This is a genomic window from Rhodococcus sp. NPDC060090, from assembly GCF_042729855.1.
Lineage (GTDB): Bacteria > Actinomycetota > Actinomycetes > Mycobacteriales > Mycobacteriaceae > Rhodococcus.
On the sequence record NZ_JBHWXB010000021.1, the window covers coordinates 16,062 to 32,485 of the forward strand.

16 protein-coding genes are annotated in these 16,424 nt (G+C 65.3%); 5 read left to right on the plus strand and 11 right to left on the minus strand.

Features of this window, described 5'->3' with window-relative positions:
- Positions 1–68 precede the first annotated feature (68 nt).
- Complete coding sequence (locus ACFWCF_RS23285) at positions 69–1,733, minus strand: helix-turn-helix domain-containing protein (RefSeq protein ID WP_378566645.1); 1,665 nt, start codon at positions 1,731–1,733, stop codon at positions 69–71.
- Between the two features lie 235 nt (positions 1,734–1,968).
- On the opposite strand from ACFWCF_RS23285, the gene ACFWCF_RS23290 reads away from it, so the two are divergent.
- Complete coding sequence (locus ACFWCF_RS23290) at positions 1,969–3,156, plus strand: CaiB/BaiF CoA transferase family protein (protein WP_378566648.1); 1,188 nt, start codon at positions 1,969–1,971, stop codon at positions 3,154–3,156.
- 11 nt (positions 3,157–3,167) lie between these two features.
- Here ACFWCF_RS23290 and ACFWCF_RS23295 read toward each other — a convergent pair whose 3' ends face one another.
- A complete protein-coding gene (locus ACFWCF_RS23295) occupies positions 3,168–4,538 on the minus strand; it encodes an amidase (protein ID WP_378566651.1) in 1,371 nt (456 codons plus the stop codon).
- A gap of 141 nt (positions 4,539–4,679) precedes the next feature.
- Here ACFWCF_RS23295 and ACFWCF_RS23300 point away from each other — a divergent pair, with 141 nt between their 5' ends.
- The gene (locus ACFWCF_RS23300) at positions 4,680–5,870 is read left to right on the plus strand and encodes an MFS transporter (RefSeq protein ID WP_378566654.1); all 1,191 of its coding nucleotides are present in this window, start codon (positions 4,680–4,682) and stop codon (positions 5,868–5,870) included.
- Here the strand turns inward: ACFWCF_RS23300 and ACFWCF_RS23305 are convergent.
- Positions 5,826–6,722, minus strand: coding sequence for an alpha/beta fold hydrolase (locus tag ACFWCF_RS23305; RefSeq protein ID WP_378566657.1), 897 nt, complete (start codon positions 6,720–6,722; stop codon positions 5,826–5,828). The genes ACFWCF_RS23300 and ACFWCF_RS23305 overlap by 45 nt on opposite strands.
- Before the next feature lie 87 nt (positions 6,723–6,809).
- Positions 6,810–7,778, minus strand: coding sequence for an LLM class F420-dependent oxidoreductase (locus tag ACFWCF_RS23310; RefSeq protein WP_378566660.1), 969 nt, complete (start codon positions 7,776–7,778; stop codon positions 6,810–6,812).
- A gap of 53 nt (positions 7,779–7,831) precedes the next feature.
- Here ACFWCF_RS23310 and ACFWCF_RS23315 point away from each other — a divergent pair, with 53 nt between their 5' ends.
- The 3 genes from ACFWCF_RS23315 (at position 7,832) to ACFWCF_RS23325 (ending at position 9,597) form a co-directional block, all read left to right on the plus strand.
- Positions 7,832–8,560, plus strand: a complete 729-nt coding sequence (locus ACFWCF_RS23315; protein ID WP_378566663.1) for an MOSC domain-containing protein — start codon at positions 7,832–7,834, stop codon at positions 8,558–8,560.
- 186 nt (positions 8,561–8,746) lie between these two features.
- Complete coding sequence (locus ACFWCF_RS23320) at positions 8,747–9,379, plus strand: hypothetical protein (protein WP_378566666.1); 633 nt, start codon at positions 8,747–8,749, stop codon at positions 9,377–9,379.
- On the plus strand, positions 9,379–9,597 hold the full coding sequence (locus tag ACFWCF_RS23325) for a helix-turn-helix domain-containing protein (protein ID WP_378566669.1): 219 nt from the start codon (positions 9,379–9,381) through the stop codon (positions 9,595–9,597). Before ACFWCF_RS23320 ends, ACFWCF_RS23325 begins: the two co-directional genes overlap by 1 nt.
- A 62-nt stretch (positions 9,598–9,659) precedes the next feature.
- Here the strand turns inward: ACFWCF_RS23325 and ACFWCF_RS23330 are convergent, their stop codons facing one another.
- The 7 genes from ACFWCF_RS23330 to ACFWCF_RS23360 form a co-directional block, all read right to left on the minus strand.
- The gene (locus tag ACFWCF_RS23330; protein WP_378566672.1) at positions 9,660–10,307 is read right to left on the minus strand and encodes a CoA transferase subunit B; all 648 of its coding nucleotides are present in this window, start codon (positions 10,305–10,307) and stop codon (positions 9,660–9,662) included.
- Between the two features lie 2 nt (positions 10,308–10,309).
- Positions 10,310–11,068, minus strand: coding sequence for a CoA transferase subunit A (locus tag ACFWCF_RS23335; RefSeq protein WP_378566675.1), 759 nt, complete (start codon positions 11,066–11,068; stop codon positions 10,310–10,312).
- Positions 11,065–12,255 (minus strand): fumarylacetoacetase, encoded by a 1,191-nt coding sequence (fahA, locus tag ACFWCF_RS23340; protein ID WP_378566678.1) that lies wholly within the window; start codon positions 12,253–12,255, stop codon positions 11,065–11,067. Before fahA ends, ACFWCF_RS23335 begins: the two co-directional genes overlap by 4 nt.
- Positions 12,252–13,136 (minus strand): hypothetical protein, encoded by an 885-nt coding sequence (locus ACFWCF_RS23345; protein WP_378566681.1) that lies wholly within the window; start codon positions 13,134–13,136, stop codon positions 12,252–12,254. The genes fahA and ACFWCF_RS23345 overlap by 4 nt, the downstream gene beginning before the upstream one ends.
- Complete coding sequence (locus ACFWCF_RS23350; protein WP_378566684.1) at positions 13,133–14,332, minus strand: homogentisate 1,2-dioxygenase; 1,200 nt, start codon at positions 14,330–14,332, stop codon at positions 13,133–13,135. Before ACFWCF_RS23350 ends, ACFWCF_RS23345 begins: the two co-directional genes overlap by 4 nt.
- 121 nt (positions 14,333–14,453) lie before the next feature.
- Positions 14,454–14,981 carry a MarR family winged helix-turn-helix transcriptional regulator gene (locus ACFWCF_RS23355; RefSeq protein ID WP_378566687.1) on the minus strand — a complete coding sequence of 176 codons (528 nt, stop codon included), beginning with the start codon at positions 14,979–14,981 and terminating at the stop codon, positions 14,454–14,456.
- A gap of 108 nt (positions 14,982–15,089) precedes the next feature.
- Complete coding sequence (locus ACFWCF_RS23360) at positions 15,090–16,421, minus strand: MFS transporter (RefSeq protein WP_378488597.1); 1,332 nt, start codon at positions 16,419–16,421, stop codon at positions 15,090–15,092.
- Positions 16,422–16,424 lie beyond the last annotated feature (3 nt).

Below are 16,424 nucleotides of genomic sequence, written 5' to 3' on the forward strand. Positions count from 1 at the left end.
GTTAATTGAGTCAGGGCGTTCGAGGATAGGAACAATCTGCCAGTGCGCGACGGCAGATATTGGCAATATTAGGAATTGATCCCACGCATGGCGATGATCTTGAGTGCGAGCGAGAGGTCGAGACGCAGTTCGGGCTGCGCGGTGAACGGGCCCAATATCTTCTCGAGCTTCGCAACCCGATATCGTAACGTGTTGTAATGAAAATGTAACTGGCGCGCGGTTTCTGCGATGTTGATGTTCGTCGCGAGCAACACCTCGAGGGTGCGTCGCATGTCCTGCGCTTCGGCGGTGTCGTCGGTGAGCTCCTTGAGCGTCTCCCGCGCGAACGACTCGAGTTCGTCGGTGTCCTCGACGAGGCTGAGCAACCGGTACACACCGAGATCGTCGAAGTGCGTCACCGCCCACGACCCGGTTATCTTGCGCCCCACCTCGAGTGCGGTTCTGGCCTGTCCGTAGAGCGCCGGAAGATCGGCAGTCGACGACGATGCCCGCGACACCCCCACTCCGAACGGCCGACGTCCGCCACCTCCGGCGCCTCGTACCTGCGCAACAAGTTCATGAACGAGGGTCATGGTGTCGCTACCTTCGCCCATGATGATCACGGTCTCCGTCGCGAGCGCTGTCACCGCAGCCCCGGGATCGCGTCCTGCGACAGCACCGACGAACGCTCGCGCCTGCCGCTCGACGACCGGCAGACGAGCGGGGGCGGGTGGCTCGTCGTCGTCGTCGACGACGTCGGGCTCGACCGCCACGACCACGATGGGCCGATCGAGATTCCACCCGAACATCTGCGCATGCACGATGACCTGCTCGGGATCGCCACCGCGCCCACGCAACAGATCGCGGACGAAGTTGGCTCTGTGTTTCTCCTCGACCGCGGAGACGGCCAACTCCCGGCTCACCACGAGTGCACACACCGTCGCGGCCTGCTCGACGAGATACAGATCCTCACTCGCGAGAGTCCGCCCCGGACAGAAGAGTACGAGCCTGCCGTGGTCGATGCTGTTGGCCGAGATCGCAGCGATCGCCACATACTCGTCACCGAAGCGATGCAGGCCGAGTCCGCCGTCGAGGCAATCCGTGCGGACCCGTCCCGTCGAATCCAGTGCAGCGGTCGACGCCAGCCAACCGAAATCCGCGTCCGCTCCGGCACGGCAGGTCTGACGACCGTCCGGGGTGGTGATGAGCACCGCGCCACCGAGGCCGCGTGCCACACCATCGGCGAGCGCCTTGTGACCGCCACCCGCCATCACGATCTCGAGCAGTCCGCGGCGCAGGTGATCGGCTCGCAACACGGCATCGACCTGTGTCTTCGCCATGCCGGAGAGGCCGTATGCGAGCTCGTGATCTGCGTCGATGTCGTCGGGGGTCGTCACGACCGGGAAAGCGGCGTCCCGCGCGATATCGTCCGGCAGCCCGCATCCCTCGTCGAGCCGGACGACGAGGCCTGCGATCTCGTGCCGGGCCAGCCGGGCGGTGAAGTCGCCGATCGTTCCAGCCAGGCGCCGGAGCACCGTGGTCGAGGTGACGAGGAGTTGGTTCGGACGGAGCCACGGGCCTATTTCCGGGAGCATCATCACGGCGACGTCCGTGACGTCACGTGCAGTGGCCACGTCGCCCGCTATCACCGTCGGGTCGACGAGAAGTCCCGAAACGACGATGTCGGCGAACGGAATCGGCTCGGATACGGCGTGATGGGTGCCGCCTGCGTCGGCGCTCCGGGAGGCGTTCATCTTCCGTACCGTCACAGCAACACCCGTTCACCTGCCAGTAGTTCGTCCCGCCGGGCGCGAGACCATGACCATAGATTCCCGCTACGTCGTCGTCAACACGGTTGACGACGGTCGAGTCTCGACGTTATCCGCAACGCTCGACATCACCGGGCACAGAATACGCCGAAATCAGGGGCACCCACTTGTACATTGTCGCCGTCGCGCCATGGTGCCCGACTCGACCATCGTCGTGACGATGAAGCCTCTACTCCACGGCGTCCGCGTCCTCGATCTGTCCCGAGCCCTCGCCGGCCCCCTGTGCACCTCACTGCTCGCCGATTTCGGCGCCGACATCATCAAGGTCGAGTCCCTCGGTAGCGGCGACAGTTCACGTCAGTGGCCTCCGTTCGACGGCTCCGACAGCTTGTACTTCGCATCGGTGAACCGGAGCAAGCGGTCTGTCGCACTCGACATGCGAAGCGACGAAGGGCGGAAGTTGCTTCTCCGCATGGCATCCGAAGTAGATGTGGTCGTCGAGAACTTTCGGCCCGGGGTACTCGCTGCGATGGGACTCGACCAGGAAACGCTGCGCCGCGACAACCCCGGAGTGATCGTGATGAGCGTCAGCGGCTTCGGACCCACCGGACCCGACCAGTTCGCACCGGGTCTCGATCAGGTCGCGCAGGGCATGTCCGGACTCATGTCCGTCACCGGCGCCGGCGAGAACACACCCCTGCGAGTCGGTATTCCCATCATCGACACGGTGTCGGGAATATATGCGGCACTGGGAATCACGGCTGCGCTCGTCGCCCGGTCCCGAGACGGCGAGGGCCACCACGTGCAGACTTCTTTGATCGAATCGGCCTTGTCGATCATGACGTTCCAAGCGCAGGACTATCTCAGCACCGGACGGGTCGCCGAACCCAATGGCAACACTCACCCCACCATCACCCCGTACGGCTGCTTCGATACCGCCGACCACCCGATCATCATCGCAACGGGATCCGACAAGCATTGGGAAGCGCTGTGCGCCGTGCTCGGCGACCCCGATCTCGCGGCGCGTCCCGAGTACGCCACCGGCAAATCTCGCCTCGAGTACCGCGATCGATTGACCGAGGAGCTGCTCGAATTGCTGACGCACAGGTCGGCGGCCGAGTGGGTATCGGACATGAGGAAGGCGGGAATACCTTGCGGTCCGGTGCATTCCGTCGACCAGGCGTTCGCCGATCCGCAGGTGCAGGCTCTGAACATGGTCCAGACCGTGTCCACGCCCGACGGCAAGGATCTGCCGCTGATGCGGGGACCGTTCTGGGTCGATTCCGAAACGCTGCCGATCCGGAACGCCCCGCCGATGACCCTCGGACAGGACACCGACGCGGTGCTCGCCGAATTCGGTGTCGCCGACGACGAACTCGAATCCCTACACCGATCCGGTGTGATCTGACCCGGGCCCTGTCACAGTCGCGCTGCCGCTGCCAGCGCAACGTGTTCGCAGAAGGGACGGGCGACGAGCTGCACACCGATCGGCATGCCGTCGGCCGTCTCGCCCACCGGCACAACCACTGACGGGAACCCGACGACGCTGATCGCGCGACAGCTCGCGAGTGCCTCCTGCCAGGTGAGGGCTCGGCCTTCCACGTCGAACCGATCGAGCTCGAGCGGCGGTGCGCCGATAGACGCCACGGGCAGCACCAGCAGATCGCCCATCTCGGCGAGTAACCGATGGACGAGCCGGGTACGGAGTGCCCACAATTCCTCGACCTCGACGCTGTCTGCACGATGGCCGGTGGCCAGCATCGTCCGGATGCTCGCGCCGAACTCGCCGGATATCGCCAGCGCGGTGATATCGGTGTGGGACTGGGTCGACCGCAGCTGTCCGAACAGGGCGTTGCCCTCGCCGAGCGCCGATCCTTCGTAGCGGCGCGCACCGAGCCTGCCCGCCATCTCTGCCACGGCGGCCACGATCTCCGCGGAAACCGGCACGGTGCCTTCCCCGGGCGCCCATGTGATGTCCAGACTGTTCACGTCGACGGACGCCGGATCGGCCCACACGACATGCGGTTCCGACACCACCCGCAGGACGAGGGCGGCGTCGTCGAGACTGCGCGCCATCGGGCCGATGGTCTGGAGCATGCCGTGCACGGTCGTCGGATTCGCCAACAAGTGATCACCGGCGACAACGCCGGGGTACTGGCCATCGGGGCAGACCCTGCCGAGAGTCGGACGGATCGACGCCAGCCCTGCGCAGTGCGCGGGCCAGCGCACGGAACCGCCGAAGTCCGTGCCGAGTCCGACCACGCTCATTTCCGAGGCGATCGCCGCCGCCTCGCCGCCACTCGACCCGCCGGGCGATCGTGGCACCTCCGGTGTTCCGAGCGGGTTCACGGTCGGTCCGAAGAGTTCGTTGTCGGTGAGACCGGACGTGCCGAACTCCGGGGTGTTGGTCTTTCCGACGAGGATGGCCCCGGCCGCCCTCATCGCTGCAACCGCAGGTGCGTCGACACCGGGCACATTCTCGGCGAGCGCCCGCGACCCGGCCGTGGTGCGCACTCCGTCGGTAGTGATGAGGTCCTTCGCGGTGAACGGAACACCCGCCAGCAGGCCGGGTTGCTCGCCACGCGCGATCAGCCCATCGAGAGCGTCGGCCTCGCGCAGGGCTTGCTCGGTCGCGACGGTGACGATCGCGTTCAGACTCGGATTGCGGTCGTCGATGTGTGCGAGATGCTGTTCGACGACGGCGCGCGCTGAGATCTCGCGGCGGTGCACCGCCCGCGCGATCGTGTGCGCGTCCGCGCCGACCCAGATATCTGCCACGTTCGACCGCACGCGTCCTCCTTCGTTCCGATGGAGGTGAACGCTAGGTGCGGACAGGCGGGGCCGCCAACGTCCAGTCTCCACAGGATCTCGGCGGGCGGGATGTGAACAGTTGATACGTCGACGTTCGCGCGCACCTGCGAGGATCGGTCCATGTTCTCACCCTGGGCACGCCTGTCGTTCGCCGTGTTCGCGGTGAGCTGGGGCGCGAATCAGTTCGCCCCGATGCAGCTCGTCTACCGCGAGCACCTCGGTCTCGGCAGCGGATCGTTCGCCGCGATGCTCGGTTCCTACATCATCGGGCTGATTCCCGCCCTGCTGTACTTCGGCCGCGTCGCTGATCGGATCGGTCGACGTCCGGTGATCCTCGCGATGGTCCCGGTGAGCATCGTCTCGTCGGTGGTGTTGCTTCTCGGTGCCGAGTTACCGCTGTTGCTGTATCTGGGCCGGATCCTCGCCGGTCTCGCATCGGGAATGGCGTTCGGCGCGGGAACCGCCTGGATGAAGGAACTGAGCGCCGGCGCCGGAGTGGGGGCGCGCCGCGCAGCGGTGTCGCTGTCGGCCGGCTTCGGGTGCGGAGCGCTGTTCGCCGGGTTCATCGCGCAATGGTTGCCTGCGCCCGAAGTGCTGGCGTATCTCGTGCACATCGTGTTGATGGTGGTGGCTCTGGCGCTGGTGTGGTCGGTGCCCGACGGTCACGTGCCCCGCACCGTGCGGGGTTCGTGGCGACTGTCCGTGTTGTCGAGCCCACGGTTCCGGTGGGGTGTGGTGCCGTGGGCACCGTGGGTGTTCGGGTGTGCCACAGTATCTTTTGTCACGCTTCCGCCTCTCGTGTCCGACAGCGTGAGCGACGTGTCCATCGCGTTCACCGGCGCGATCGCCGCGCTCACCCTGCTCACCGGCGCCCTGATCCAGCCCTGGGCGCGGCGCATCGCCCGACACGGAGAGACGGTGGGGATCCGCACCGGGGTCGGGATCGGCGTGCTGGGATTCGCTGCTGCCACCGGCACCGCCTACACGGACGGCCCCTGGGCGGTGGCCGTGATCGTCGCCGCTGCGATTCTCCTCGGTGCGGGTTACGGCATCCTGCTCATCTCGGGCCTCGTTGCGGTGGAGAACACGGCACCGGCCGATGAATTGGCGCAGAGCGTGGCGGTGTTCTACTGCCTGATCTATCTCGGTTTCGCGGTACCGTTCGCCATCTCGCTCGCCGCCCCCCACGTCGGGTTCGGTGTGTGCTTCGGTGCGGCCGCAGCGTTGATGTGCGTCGGCGTGATGCTGGGCCGCACAGTTCCTTCATCAGCACGCCTCGATGAGCGCGCTCTCACGCACCCGCGCAAGTAGTCCGCCGACCGCACCCGCGACCGCGACCGCGCTCTCGGAGAGCACACGGTGTCCCGCGCCGGAGATCCGAACCAACTCGGCCCCGGGTAGATGCGACACGATCGCCTCCGAGTGGGCGATCGGCACGAACCGGTCGTCCGTTCCCGATGCCACCACGACAGGAACGGTCGCGAGTGCCCCGATCGCGTCGTACTCGTCGAGCACCGCGAACGCCGCCAGCAGCCGCGACCAGGTGACGACGGACGTCTCGTTCGCCAGCACCATTCCGAGCATGCGCAGCCACGAGTCGGCCGAACGTCGTCGGCCCAGCATCGTGCACACCGCACCGCCCGCACGCTTCGACCGCTCCATGGTCCGCGGCGCGCGCAGCACCGCCCGATGCAGGAACGATGCGGCGGGATGTCGCAGGTACCGGCCGACACCGGCGTCGGCGAGTCCTCCCGCTGCGGTCGACACCAGTGCGAACCCCACGATCCGCGTTCCGATCGCAGCCGGATGCAGCCGTGCATATGCCAGCGACACCATGCCGCCCATCGAATAGCCGGCCAGCACCACCGGGCCGCGCGGCACGAGCGTACGGAGGACGGACTCGAGGTCGCGCGCCAACTGGTCGAACGTGAACGACTCGACGTCGCCGATCCCGGAGCGCCCGTGACCGCGCTGGTCGTACCTCACCGTCCGCACGGCGGAAACGTCCAACTGCGCACCGACACCGACCCAGCACGCCGAATCCTGGCAGTGGCCGTGCACGAACACGACGGTGAGCTCGGCATCGGCCGGACCGTCCACATAGGCGACGAGTGGTACGCCGTCGTCGGCAGCGACCGTGAACCGGGAAGATGAATCGGACATGAACAACTCCTCGAGCGACCTGCTCGATTAGTCGTGTCGCCGTTCCCTTCCGTTAACCGCCGCTACCGAATCGTGACGACCGGAAGCTCAGCGCGGTGCGAGGGCGCGGATCATCGGCGTCGGATCGCCGTCGGCAACGAGCAGAATGGCCGGCGTCGTGACTCCCGCCTCGGTGTACCGCTCGATGTGCTCACGGCATTCGTCGGGATGGCCGTGCACGATGAGGTCGTCGACGACGCTGTCGGGGATCGCCTCGAGCGCAGCCTTACGGTCGCCCTCCGCCCACAGACGCCACATGCCCTCGAACTCGTCGGAGCGTCCGAGGAATTCGTGGAACGCACGGTAGACGGGCACATTCATGTATGCCGCGATCATCCGGCGGCCCATGGCGCGAGCGGTGTCGGTGTCGTATCCCGGCAAGACGAAGATCCGCGCGACGATCTCCTTGCCGTCGCCACCCTCGTGAACGTAGGGCGTGACGGTACGCACGTCGTCGGCCGACAACCAGTTGACGATCGCTCCGTCGGCTTCCTTGCCTGCGAGGCGGAGCATCCCCGGGCGCAGCGCCGCGAGCAATACCGGTGGAGCGGGGTCGGCGACCAGCCCGGCACGGAACCCGTCGACGGTGAAGGTGTCGTATTCCTGCGTCACCTTCTCGCCGGCCAGCGCCGACTTCAGGAACCGCAACGTGTCGCGGGCGCGCTTGTACGGCTCGTCGAACGGGATGCCATTCCATTTCTCGACGATGACATTGGACGACGTGCCCACACCGAGCACGAATCGGCCCGGAGCAGCGGAGGCGAGGGTCGCTGCAGACATGGCGAGCGTGGCCGGGCCGCGGGTGTAGACGGGAACGATCGCGGTGCCGAGCCGCAGCGATGGAGCCCATACGCTCGCGAGTGCGAGCGGGGTGAAGGCGTCGGCCACGTTCGCTTCGGACGACCAGACGTCGGTGTAGCCGAGGTCGGGAAGCTCTTCGATGATGCTGCGCTGGTCGGCAAGGGGGATGCCGTCGAGGGGCACTGTGAGCCCCCACCGTCGTCTGTTCTCCGTCATGGCCGTCACACTAGGTCCCCACAGGTCACACCGCATCCGTATGCTGGCTCGTTGTGCATGTCGGTCAACTGTGGCGGTATCCGGTCAAGTCGTTCGGAGGCGAGCGGCTGCAGTCCGCGACGATCGAAACCGATGGCCTGCGCGGCGACCATGTGTGGGCGGTGGTCGACGCAGAATCAGGAGCCGTGGCGAGCGCGAAGAAGTTTCGTCGTTTCGGCGTGCTGCTGACCTGCGGTGCGCGCCTGACCGACGAGACCGACCCACGCGACCCGGCGTCGCTGGAACTGACGTTTCCCGACGGCACGGTTCTGCAAGGCGACGACAACCGCGTCGACGCGGTGTTGTCGGACCTGACTTCGCACCCGGTCCGACTCGAGGCGAGATCCCGCTCCTACGATGCCGCTCCCCTGCACGTGGTCACTTCGTCGTCGGTGAATGCGCTGGACACGGGCGATCCGATCGGGGTTGCGGTTCGCCGGTTCCGGCCGACGATCGTCGTCGACACCGAGGGCATCGACGGGTTCGTCGAGAACGACTGGCTGGGTGTTCAGCTCGAGCTCGGTGACGTCGTCATCGAACCGAACAAGCGCACCGATCGGTGCGTGATGGTGACGCTCGATCATCAGGACGTCCCGGCCCGACGCGAGATGTTGCGTACCGTCATGTCGCGCAATCGCGTGCTGACCCGTGAGGGTGGCAAGGAAGCACCGTGTGTCGGCGTGTATGCACAGGTCAGTGTGCCGGGCGCCATTCACTGCGGTGACCCGGTCGCCAGAATCTGAGGCCGGCAACTTTCCTCTGGTTCCACGGGTTTCCGCAGGTCGTCGACCTGCGGAAACCCCGACTATCGGAGGAAAGTTCCGGACGTCGCCGATACTGCACCTCTGGACATATCGTTTATCGATGCGTATAACGATAATCGATGCATCGTTTATCGATATGGACCTTTACGAGGCGCGGGAGCAGCCATGGACACGACCGATACCGGACCGATCACTCCGACCGACACATCGAAGAAAGACCGCCGCGACCTGTGGGCGTCGATCACCGTCTTCGCCCTCACCGGCGGCGTCGTCCTCTACACGTATGTCACCGGACTCCTCCGCGAACTGAACGACGGGATCGTCACAGCACGTGTCGAGTTCGACGAGCCTCAGGCCCTGACGTCGATCGACGGTGTCGCGATGCAACTGGGGTCGCCTTCCACCATCGACGTGTCGACAGACCCGCTCTCCCCCGTCACCGTCGGCTTCATCCGTAGCGCCGACGCACTGCAGACGTTCGGCTATCTGGCGATACTGGCACTGCTGACGTGGATGGTCGTGCGATTCATCCGCGGCCACCTGTTCGACCGCCTCGCGGTACGCCTCGTCATGATTTCCTCCATCGTGGCGGTCGCGACCATCATCGTTCCGCAGATCCCACGAACGCTCGGCACCAACATGCTGCTCCGCGACGTGGAGGCACGCGAGATGCTCGACTTCGCGCCCCTCGGGCCCGAGTTCTGGTACGGCTACGTCTTCTGCATGGCGCTGTCGGCAGTCGCGGTCGCGCTGCGCATCGGAAGCCGCATGGCCCGGGACAACGAAGGCCTCGTCTGATGCCCCCCGAAACCGAGCATGCCGTCCGCTGCCACCTCGACACACTGCTCGCCGACCGAGGTATGACGTTGGCGCAATTGGCCGACGAGGTGGGGGTGAGCGTCGTCAACCTGTCGGTGCTGAAGAACGGTCGTGCTCGCGCCATCCGGTTCTCCACCCTGACCGCCCTGTGCCGAGTCCTGAATTGCTCTGTGGGAGATATCCTCTCGATCGACTGACTGGACAGACATCGATACCCGGGTCCTTTGTGGGTCCCGGGTATCGATGCGTGGTCCGGCTGTCAAGCCAGGGGCGCTCCTGTTGCTGCGCGGACCTGCTCTTCGGTCACACCCGGCGCGCACTCACGCAGGGCCAGACCATTGTCGGTGACATCGATGACGGCGAGGTTGGTGATGATCCTCTGGACCACACCCTCACCCGTCAACGGAAGCGAACACTTCTCCACAATCTTCGGATTGCCCTGCTTATCGGTGTGCTCCATCAACACGATCACCTTGCGGGCACCGTGCACCAGATCCATCGCACCACCCATACCCTTGACCATCTTGCCCGGCACCATCCAGTTCGCCAGATCACCCGTCTGGGAAACCTCCATGCCACCGAGCACAGCGGTATCGATATGACCGCCACGGATCATCCCGAAGCTCAACGACGAATCGAAGAACGCCGCACCCGGATTGACCGTCACGGTCTCCTTACCCGCGTTGATCAGATCCGGATCGATCTCCTCCTCGGTCGGATACCGTCCGGTACCCAAGATCCCGTTCTCACTGTGCAACGTCACCCGCACACCCTCGGGCAGATAATTCGGAATCAGAGTCGGCAGACCGATACCGAGGTTGACGTACTCGCCCGGCGAGAGTTCCTGTGCAGCCCGGGCCGCCATCTCCGTCCGCGACCAGCCGAGCGTCTCCACAACAGCAGTCATGCTCACGCCACCTTTCCTGCGCTGACGGTGCGCTTCTCGATCTGCTTGTCCTGCACGCCCGTGTGCACGATCCGGTCAACGAAAACACCCGGCAGGTGCACCTGCCCCGGATCGATCTCACCCGGCTCGACGAGCTCCTCGACCTGCACGATGCACACCTTGCCGGCCATCGCCGCGAGCGGATTGAAGTTCATCGCCGCCTTGTTGAACACCAGATTGCCCTCGGTATCGCCCTTGAGCGCATGCACCAGCGAATAATCGGCGTCGATCGACTCCTCGAGCACATACCGCTTACCGCGGAACTCACGGATCTCCTTCGCGGGCGACGCGATCTCCACCGACCCGTCGGCGGCGTAGCGCCACGGCAGACCGCCGTCGGAAATCGGGGTACCGACCCCGGCGGGGGTGAAGAACGCCGGAATACCGGCACCACCGGCACGAAGCTTCTCCGCGAGGGTGCCCTGCGGTGTCAGCTCCACCTCGAGCTCACCCGAGAGGTACTGACGCGCGAACTCCTTGTTCTCACCGACGTACGACGCGGTGACCCGGCGGATCCGCTTCTCACCGAGAAGAATCCCCAAACCGTGCCCGTCGACGCCGCAGTTGTTGGAGAACACCTCGAAGTCGGTGGCGTCGCCGGCGGCGATCGCTGCGATCAACTCGTCGGGGATACCCGACAGCCCGAAACCACCGACGGCGAGCGATGCACCCGAGGGAATGTCGGCGACCGCATCGGCCGTCGTAGCGAAGACCTTGCTCACTTGGCGTCTCCCGTGGCAGGCAGGATGCGGTTGCGCACCTCGCCGAAACCGATACGCGAGCCGTTCGGGCCCGGAGCGGTAGCGGAGATGGAGATCTCGTCGCCGTCCTCGAGGAAGGTACGGGTCTCGTCACCGACCTGGACGGGTTCTGCTCCACCCCAGGTGAGTTCGATGAATGCACCGCGCTGATCCTTCTCCGTACCGGAGATGGTGCCGGAGCCGAACAGATCGCCGGTGCGGGTCGCGGCACCGTTGACCGAGGTGTGCGCCAGCATCTGCGCGGGCGACCAGTACATCTGCGCATACGGCGGACGCGACACGACGTGGCCGTTCCACTCGACGGCGAGATCGATGTCCAGGCCCCACTTCTCGGTGCCCAACAGGTACGGGAGCGGCTCGGGGTCCTGAACCGGGGTGTCGATGCGCGCGGCTTCGAGCGCGGCGATCGGCACGACCCACGGCGAGATCGACGTCGCGAACGACTTGCCGAGGTTCGGTCCGAGCGGTACGTACTCCCAGGCCTGGATATCGCGGGCCGACCAGTCGTTGAGGATCACGGCACCGAAGCAGTGTTCGGCAAACTCGTCGGGAGCGATCTGCTCACCCATCTTCGACCCCGCGCCGACGATGAAGCCCATCTCTGCTTCGATGTCGAGCCGGATCGACGGGCCGTAGAGGGGCGCTTCGTCATTCGGGCCCTTGCGTTGACCGCACGGACGGACGATGTCGACACCCGAGGTGACGACGGTCGACGAACGACCGTGGTAGCCGACGGGCAAGTGCTTCCAGTTCGGCATGAGCGGGTCGGGGTTCTGGGGGCGGAACAGACGGCCCAAGTTCGATGCGTGGTTCTCCGACGCATAGAAGTCGACGTAGTCGGCGACCTCGATCGGCATGTGCAGCGTGACGTCGGCGATCGGGAAGACGGCGTTGTCGGCCACGTCGCCGACGACCGTCTCCTTGATGATGGCGCGCACCTCGTCCCAGCGGGCACGACCCTGAGCCATGAAGGCGTTGAGGCTCGGCTCGGCGAAGACCACGTCGTCTTCGAACACGCGACTCAGGTCGAGAACCGAATCGCCCACGCGCACACCGACGCGCGGCTCCGAGTCGACGGTGGAGAAGATGCCGTAGGGCAGGTTGGCGAGCCCGAAGAGCGAATCGTCCGGGATTGCAATGGTGGTCATGCGTGATTTCCTTCGCTGATCGGAGATACGGTCGACGGTGCGAGCCCGAGTTCGAGCAGATCGGTGAGCGGGTCGGCGATGCTGCAGGTGCCGTACGAACGGAACCGGCTGCGCACCTCTGCGGCTCGCTCGTCGGACAGCTCTTTCAGGCGCGACGCGAGTGCCGCACTGTCGCGGTCGGCGAGCGCATTCGCGACTGCAGCATTGTCGCCGCCGTCGAGTGCCACGGCAACCGCGTCGAGGATGTTCAGGAAACCGTGCTGTTCGAAACCGGTTTCGGGGTCGGTGTTGCGAACCGCGTGGTGCAATCCGGCGGTGGCCTTGAACGGGACATCCGTCGCGACAACCGTGCGGATCGCGTCGGCCAGTTCTGCTTCGTCGGGGTATGCCTCGGCAACGATGCCGCCGGTGCGGAACTTCGCCGAGAACGGCGTCCCCGCCAGGCGAGTCAGGATCTCGGAGCGGCGCTCGTCGCGGGGCACCTCGACGAAGATGCCGAGTTCCGGTTCGGCCGAAGCGATCTCGTCGAGGGCGGCAAAAAGTTCGTCGACGGTTTGCTCCGCGGGTACCGCGATCTCGAGGGCGGTGACGGACACCGAATCGAGTGTCGCTGCCTTCGCCAGCGCCGGAGCAACCGCGGCGGTGCCTGCCGGCACCGTCAGGCTCAGTTCGAGCTCACCGGCGTAGGGCTGCCGCTCGAGCAGTTCGGCGAGCTCGCCGAGGCGTCCGGCGGGGAACACGAACGAACCGACGAGTGGTGCGTGATCGGCATCGGCGTGGACGGCGTGCGCAGGGACTGCCTCCGCGATCGGCGCATTGCCGGGCGGGAAGAGCGCGGCGTCGTCGCACAGGTGCGTGAGCAGGGGCCCGAAGGTGGTCACTTGGCCTCCCGGTTGCGGTTCCAGCTACCAGCGTACGAGTCGTCCTCGCACGCCAAGGCGCCTTCACCGAGTTCGAGGGGACGGAAGGTGTCGACCATGACGGCGAGTTCGTCGAAGAACTCCGCTCCGATGCTGCGTTCGTACGCGCCGGGCTGCGGGCCGTGAGCGTGACCACCGGGGTGCACCGAGATGGAACCCTGGGCGATGCCCGAACCCTTGCGGGCTTCGTAGTCGCCACCGACGTAGAACATGACCTCGTCGGAGTCGACGTTCGAGTGGTAGTACGGCACCGGGATCGCCAGCGGGTGGTAGTCGACCTTGCGGGGCACGAAGTTGCAGATCACGAAGTTGTTGCCCTCGAACGACTGGTGCGCCGGCGGCGGCTGGTGCACGCGACCGGTGATGGGCTCGTAGTCGTGGATCGAGAACGTGTACGGGTACAGGCAGCCGTCCCAGCCGACGACGTCGAACGGGTGGTTCGGCACGAGGTAGCGGGTACCGACGATGCCGTGGGAGGTGCGGTGCTTGACGAGCACCTCGACGTTCTCTTCCTCGACGATCAGCGGCTCGGTGGGGCCGTGCAGGTCGCGTTCGCAGAACGGGGCGTTCTCGAGGAACTGGCCGAACTTCGACAGGTAGCGCTTCGGCGGCACGATGTGGCTGTTGGCCTCGATCGTGTAGGCACGCAGCGGCTCGTCGCCCGTGGGAACCCAGCGATGTGTGGTCGCCATCGGCAGCAGCACGTAGTCGCCGGGCTTGGCTTCGAGGGTGCCGAACACGGTTTCGACGTTCGCGGTGCCCGACTCGACGTAGACCATCTCGTCGCCCACCACGTTGCGGTAGAGCGGCGAGGGCTTCTTGGACACGGCGTAGGAGATGCGCACGTCGGGGTTGCCGAGGATCATCCGGCGGCCGGTGACGACGTCGGTGTCGTTCCAGACGCTCTCCGGGAACAGATCGTGCAGCTTCAGATGCCGCGGCACGAGCGGATGGTTCGGTGTCGTGGACTGATCCGGCACCGCCCATTCGGTGGCTTCGACGATCGCCGACGGAATGTACTTGTGGTACAGCAGCGCGGAATCGGACGAGAAGCCTTCCTCACCCATCAGCTCCTCGTAATAGAGGTTGCCGTTGTCGTCGCGGTGCTGGGTGTGACGCTTGGGCGGGATGACGCCGAGCTGTCGGTAGAAAGCCATGGTTCAGCTCCTCGGAAATGATGAATCGGGCTGCGCGGGGTCTCTGTCGCCGCCGGGGTTAGTAAACACATTAACTAACTTGAGAGCGTGAGCGCAACCACAGGGTTGAAATTGCCGTGAATCAGTTACGCCCGCGCACGTCGAACTGGCTGCGGTTGGTGATGAGCTTGTTCAGCAGCATTACGAGGATCTGCTGCTCAGCGTCGCTGAGGACGTTCACCCATGCCAGTTCGCGTTCGTTCTGCGCGCCGAAGGATTCGACGATTTCCTTCTCGCCGGCCTCCGTGAGGGACAGTTGCACCGAGCGGGCATCGTGACTGACCGGCGTCTTTTCCAGGACACCCGCTTCGACCAGCGGTTTCGCGAGATTCGATACGGCTGCGCGACTCATTCCGGTCAGCCGCGCCGCCACATTCGGTTCGATGGGCCCGGCCAGCCAGATCACGAACATCAGGCGATAGGCCGACCAGGAGCGCCCGCGCGGGCGGTGCACGGTCGATTCGAGGTCGTAGGTGACGATGTCCGACGCCCGGTTCAGAGTGAGCAGTACTTCGGTGGCACTGCGGTGATGTTCGCCGAACTTGCTGTTCAGGCGCTCCTGCGCGAGTTCGACGAAGGACCAGTAGTCGAGGTCGCGGGGTGCGGACATGCGGTCACAGTACCGCAGGGGAAGTATTTGTTCATGTATTTATTACCACAGCAATGCCGAACGCCGACGCCCTGATGGGCGCCGGCGTTCGAGCAGGGTCTGTCGGGTTCAGTCGGTCCGCAGTTCGACGCCCTTGGTCTCCTTGATGAAGAAGACCGCGCCCAGCGTGAGCAAGGCACAGAAGACGAAGTATCCGGCCGGTGCCAGCGAGTTACCGGTGACATTGATCAGGTAGGTCGCGATGAACGGTGCGGTGCCGCCGAGGCACATGTTCGTGACGTTGTTGCCGAGGGCGATGCCGCTGTACCGCACCGATGCCTTCAGCATCTCGACATAGACGACGAAGGAGGCCCCGTTGACGATCGACACACAGATGAACAGCACGGACTGACCGAGAACGGCCTGCCACAGGGTTCCGCCCGACATCAACATGAACATCGGGACGCCGAGCACCGCCGACGCCACGCTACCGGTGAACAGCACCGGCTTGCGCCCGTATTTGTCGGCCATGTATCCGGCGATGGGCAGCGTGATCACACCGAGAACGAGCGCGAGCGACGTGGACAGGAACGCCGCCGACGACGTCTGTCCGCCTTCGGTCTGCAGGTAGGTCGCCGCGTAGACGGACGCGATGTAGTAGCCACCGACGATGAGCGCACCGAGCAGAACGATCTTGACGACGCTTCCACCGGAGGTCTTCAGCAACTCCATGATGGGCAGCTTCTTCGTCTCACCCTTGTCGGCCATCTCCTCGAACTGCGGGGTGTCCTCTAGATGATTCCGGATCCAGACGCCGACCACACCGATCACGACGCTGAGCAGGAACGGAATGCGCCACGCCCACTCCAGGATCTGCTCCTCGGAGAACGTCGATGTGATCCCGAGTGCGACGAGCGACGCCGCCAACGAACCGAGATAGGTACCGGAGTTGACCATCGACGTCTGTGTGGCCCGCCAGCGAGCGGGAGCGGATTCCGAGACGAATGCATTGGCGCCGCCGAGTTCACCACCGGCCGCGAAACCCTGCAGGCAGCGCGCGAGCACGAGCAGAACGGTCGCCCACACACCCAGAGTGGCGTAGGTGGGCATCAGGCCCATGGCCGCCGTCGCCACGACCATCAACAGAATGGTCCATGACAATGCGGTCTTGCGCCCGTACTTGTCGCCGATGTGCCCGAAGAAGATGCCGCCCGGCACACGCAGGAAGAACGCCACCGCGAAGGCAGCGAACGTGCCCAGCAGTGCAGCCGTCTCGTCTTCCGAGACGAAGAACAGGGTGGCGACCATGGTTGCCATATAGCCGTAGATACCGAAGTCGTAGTACTCGACGATGGTGCCCACAACAGCCGCGCGGATGACCTTGACCGTCGATTGCTTCTGCGGTGCTGGGTCTGCCTGCGGCGGCCTTTCCGCGGCGGTGGCCGCGTCGGATCCAAGCATGAT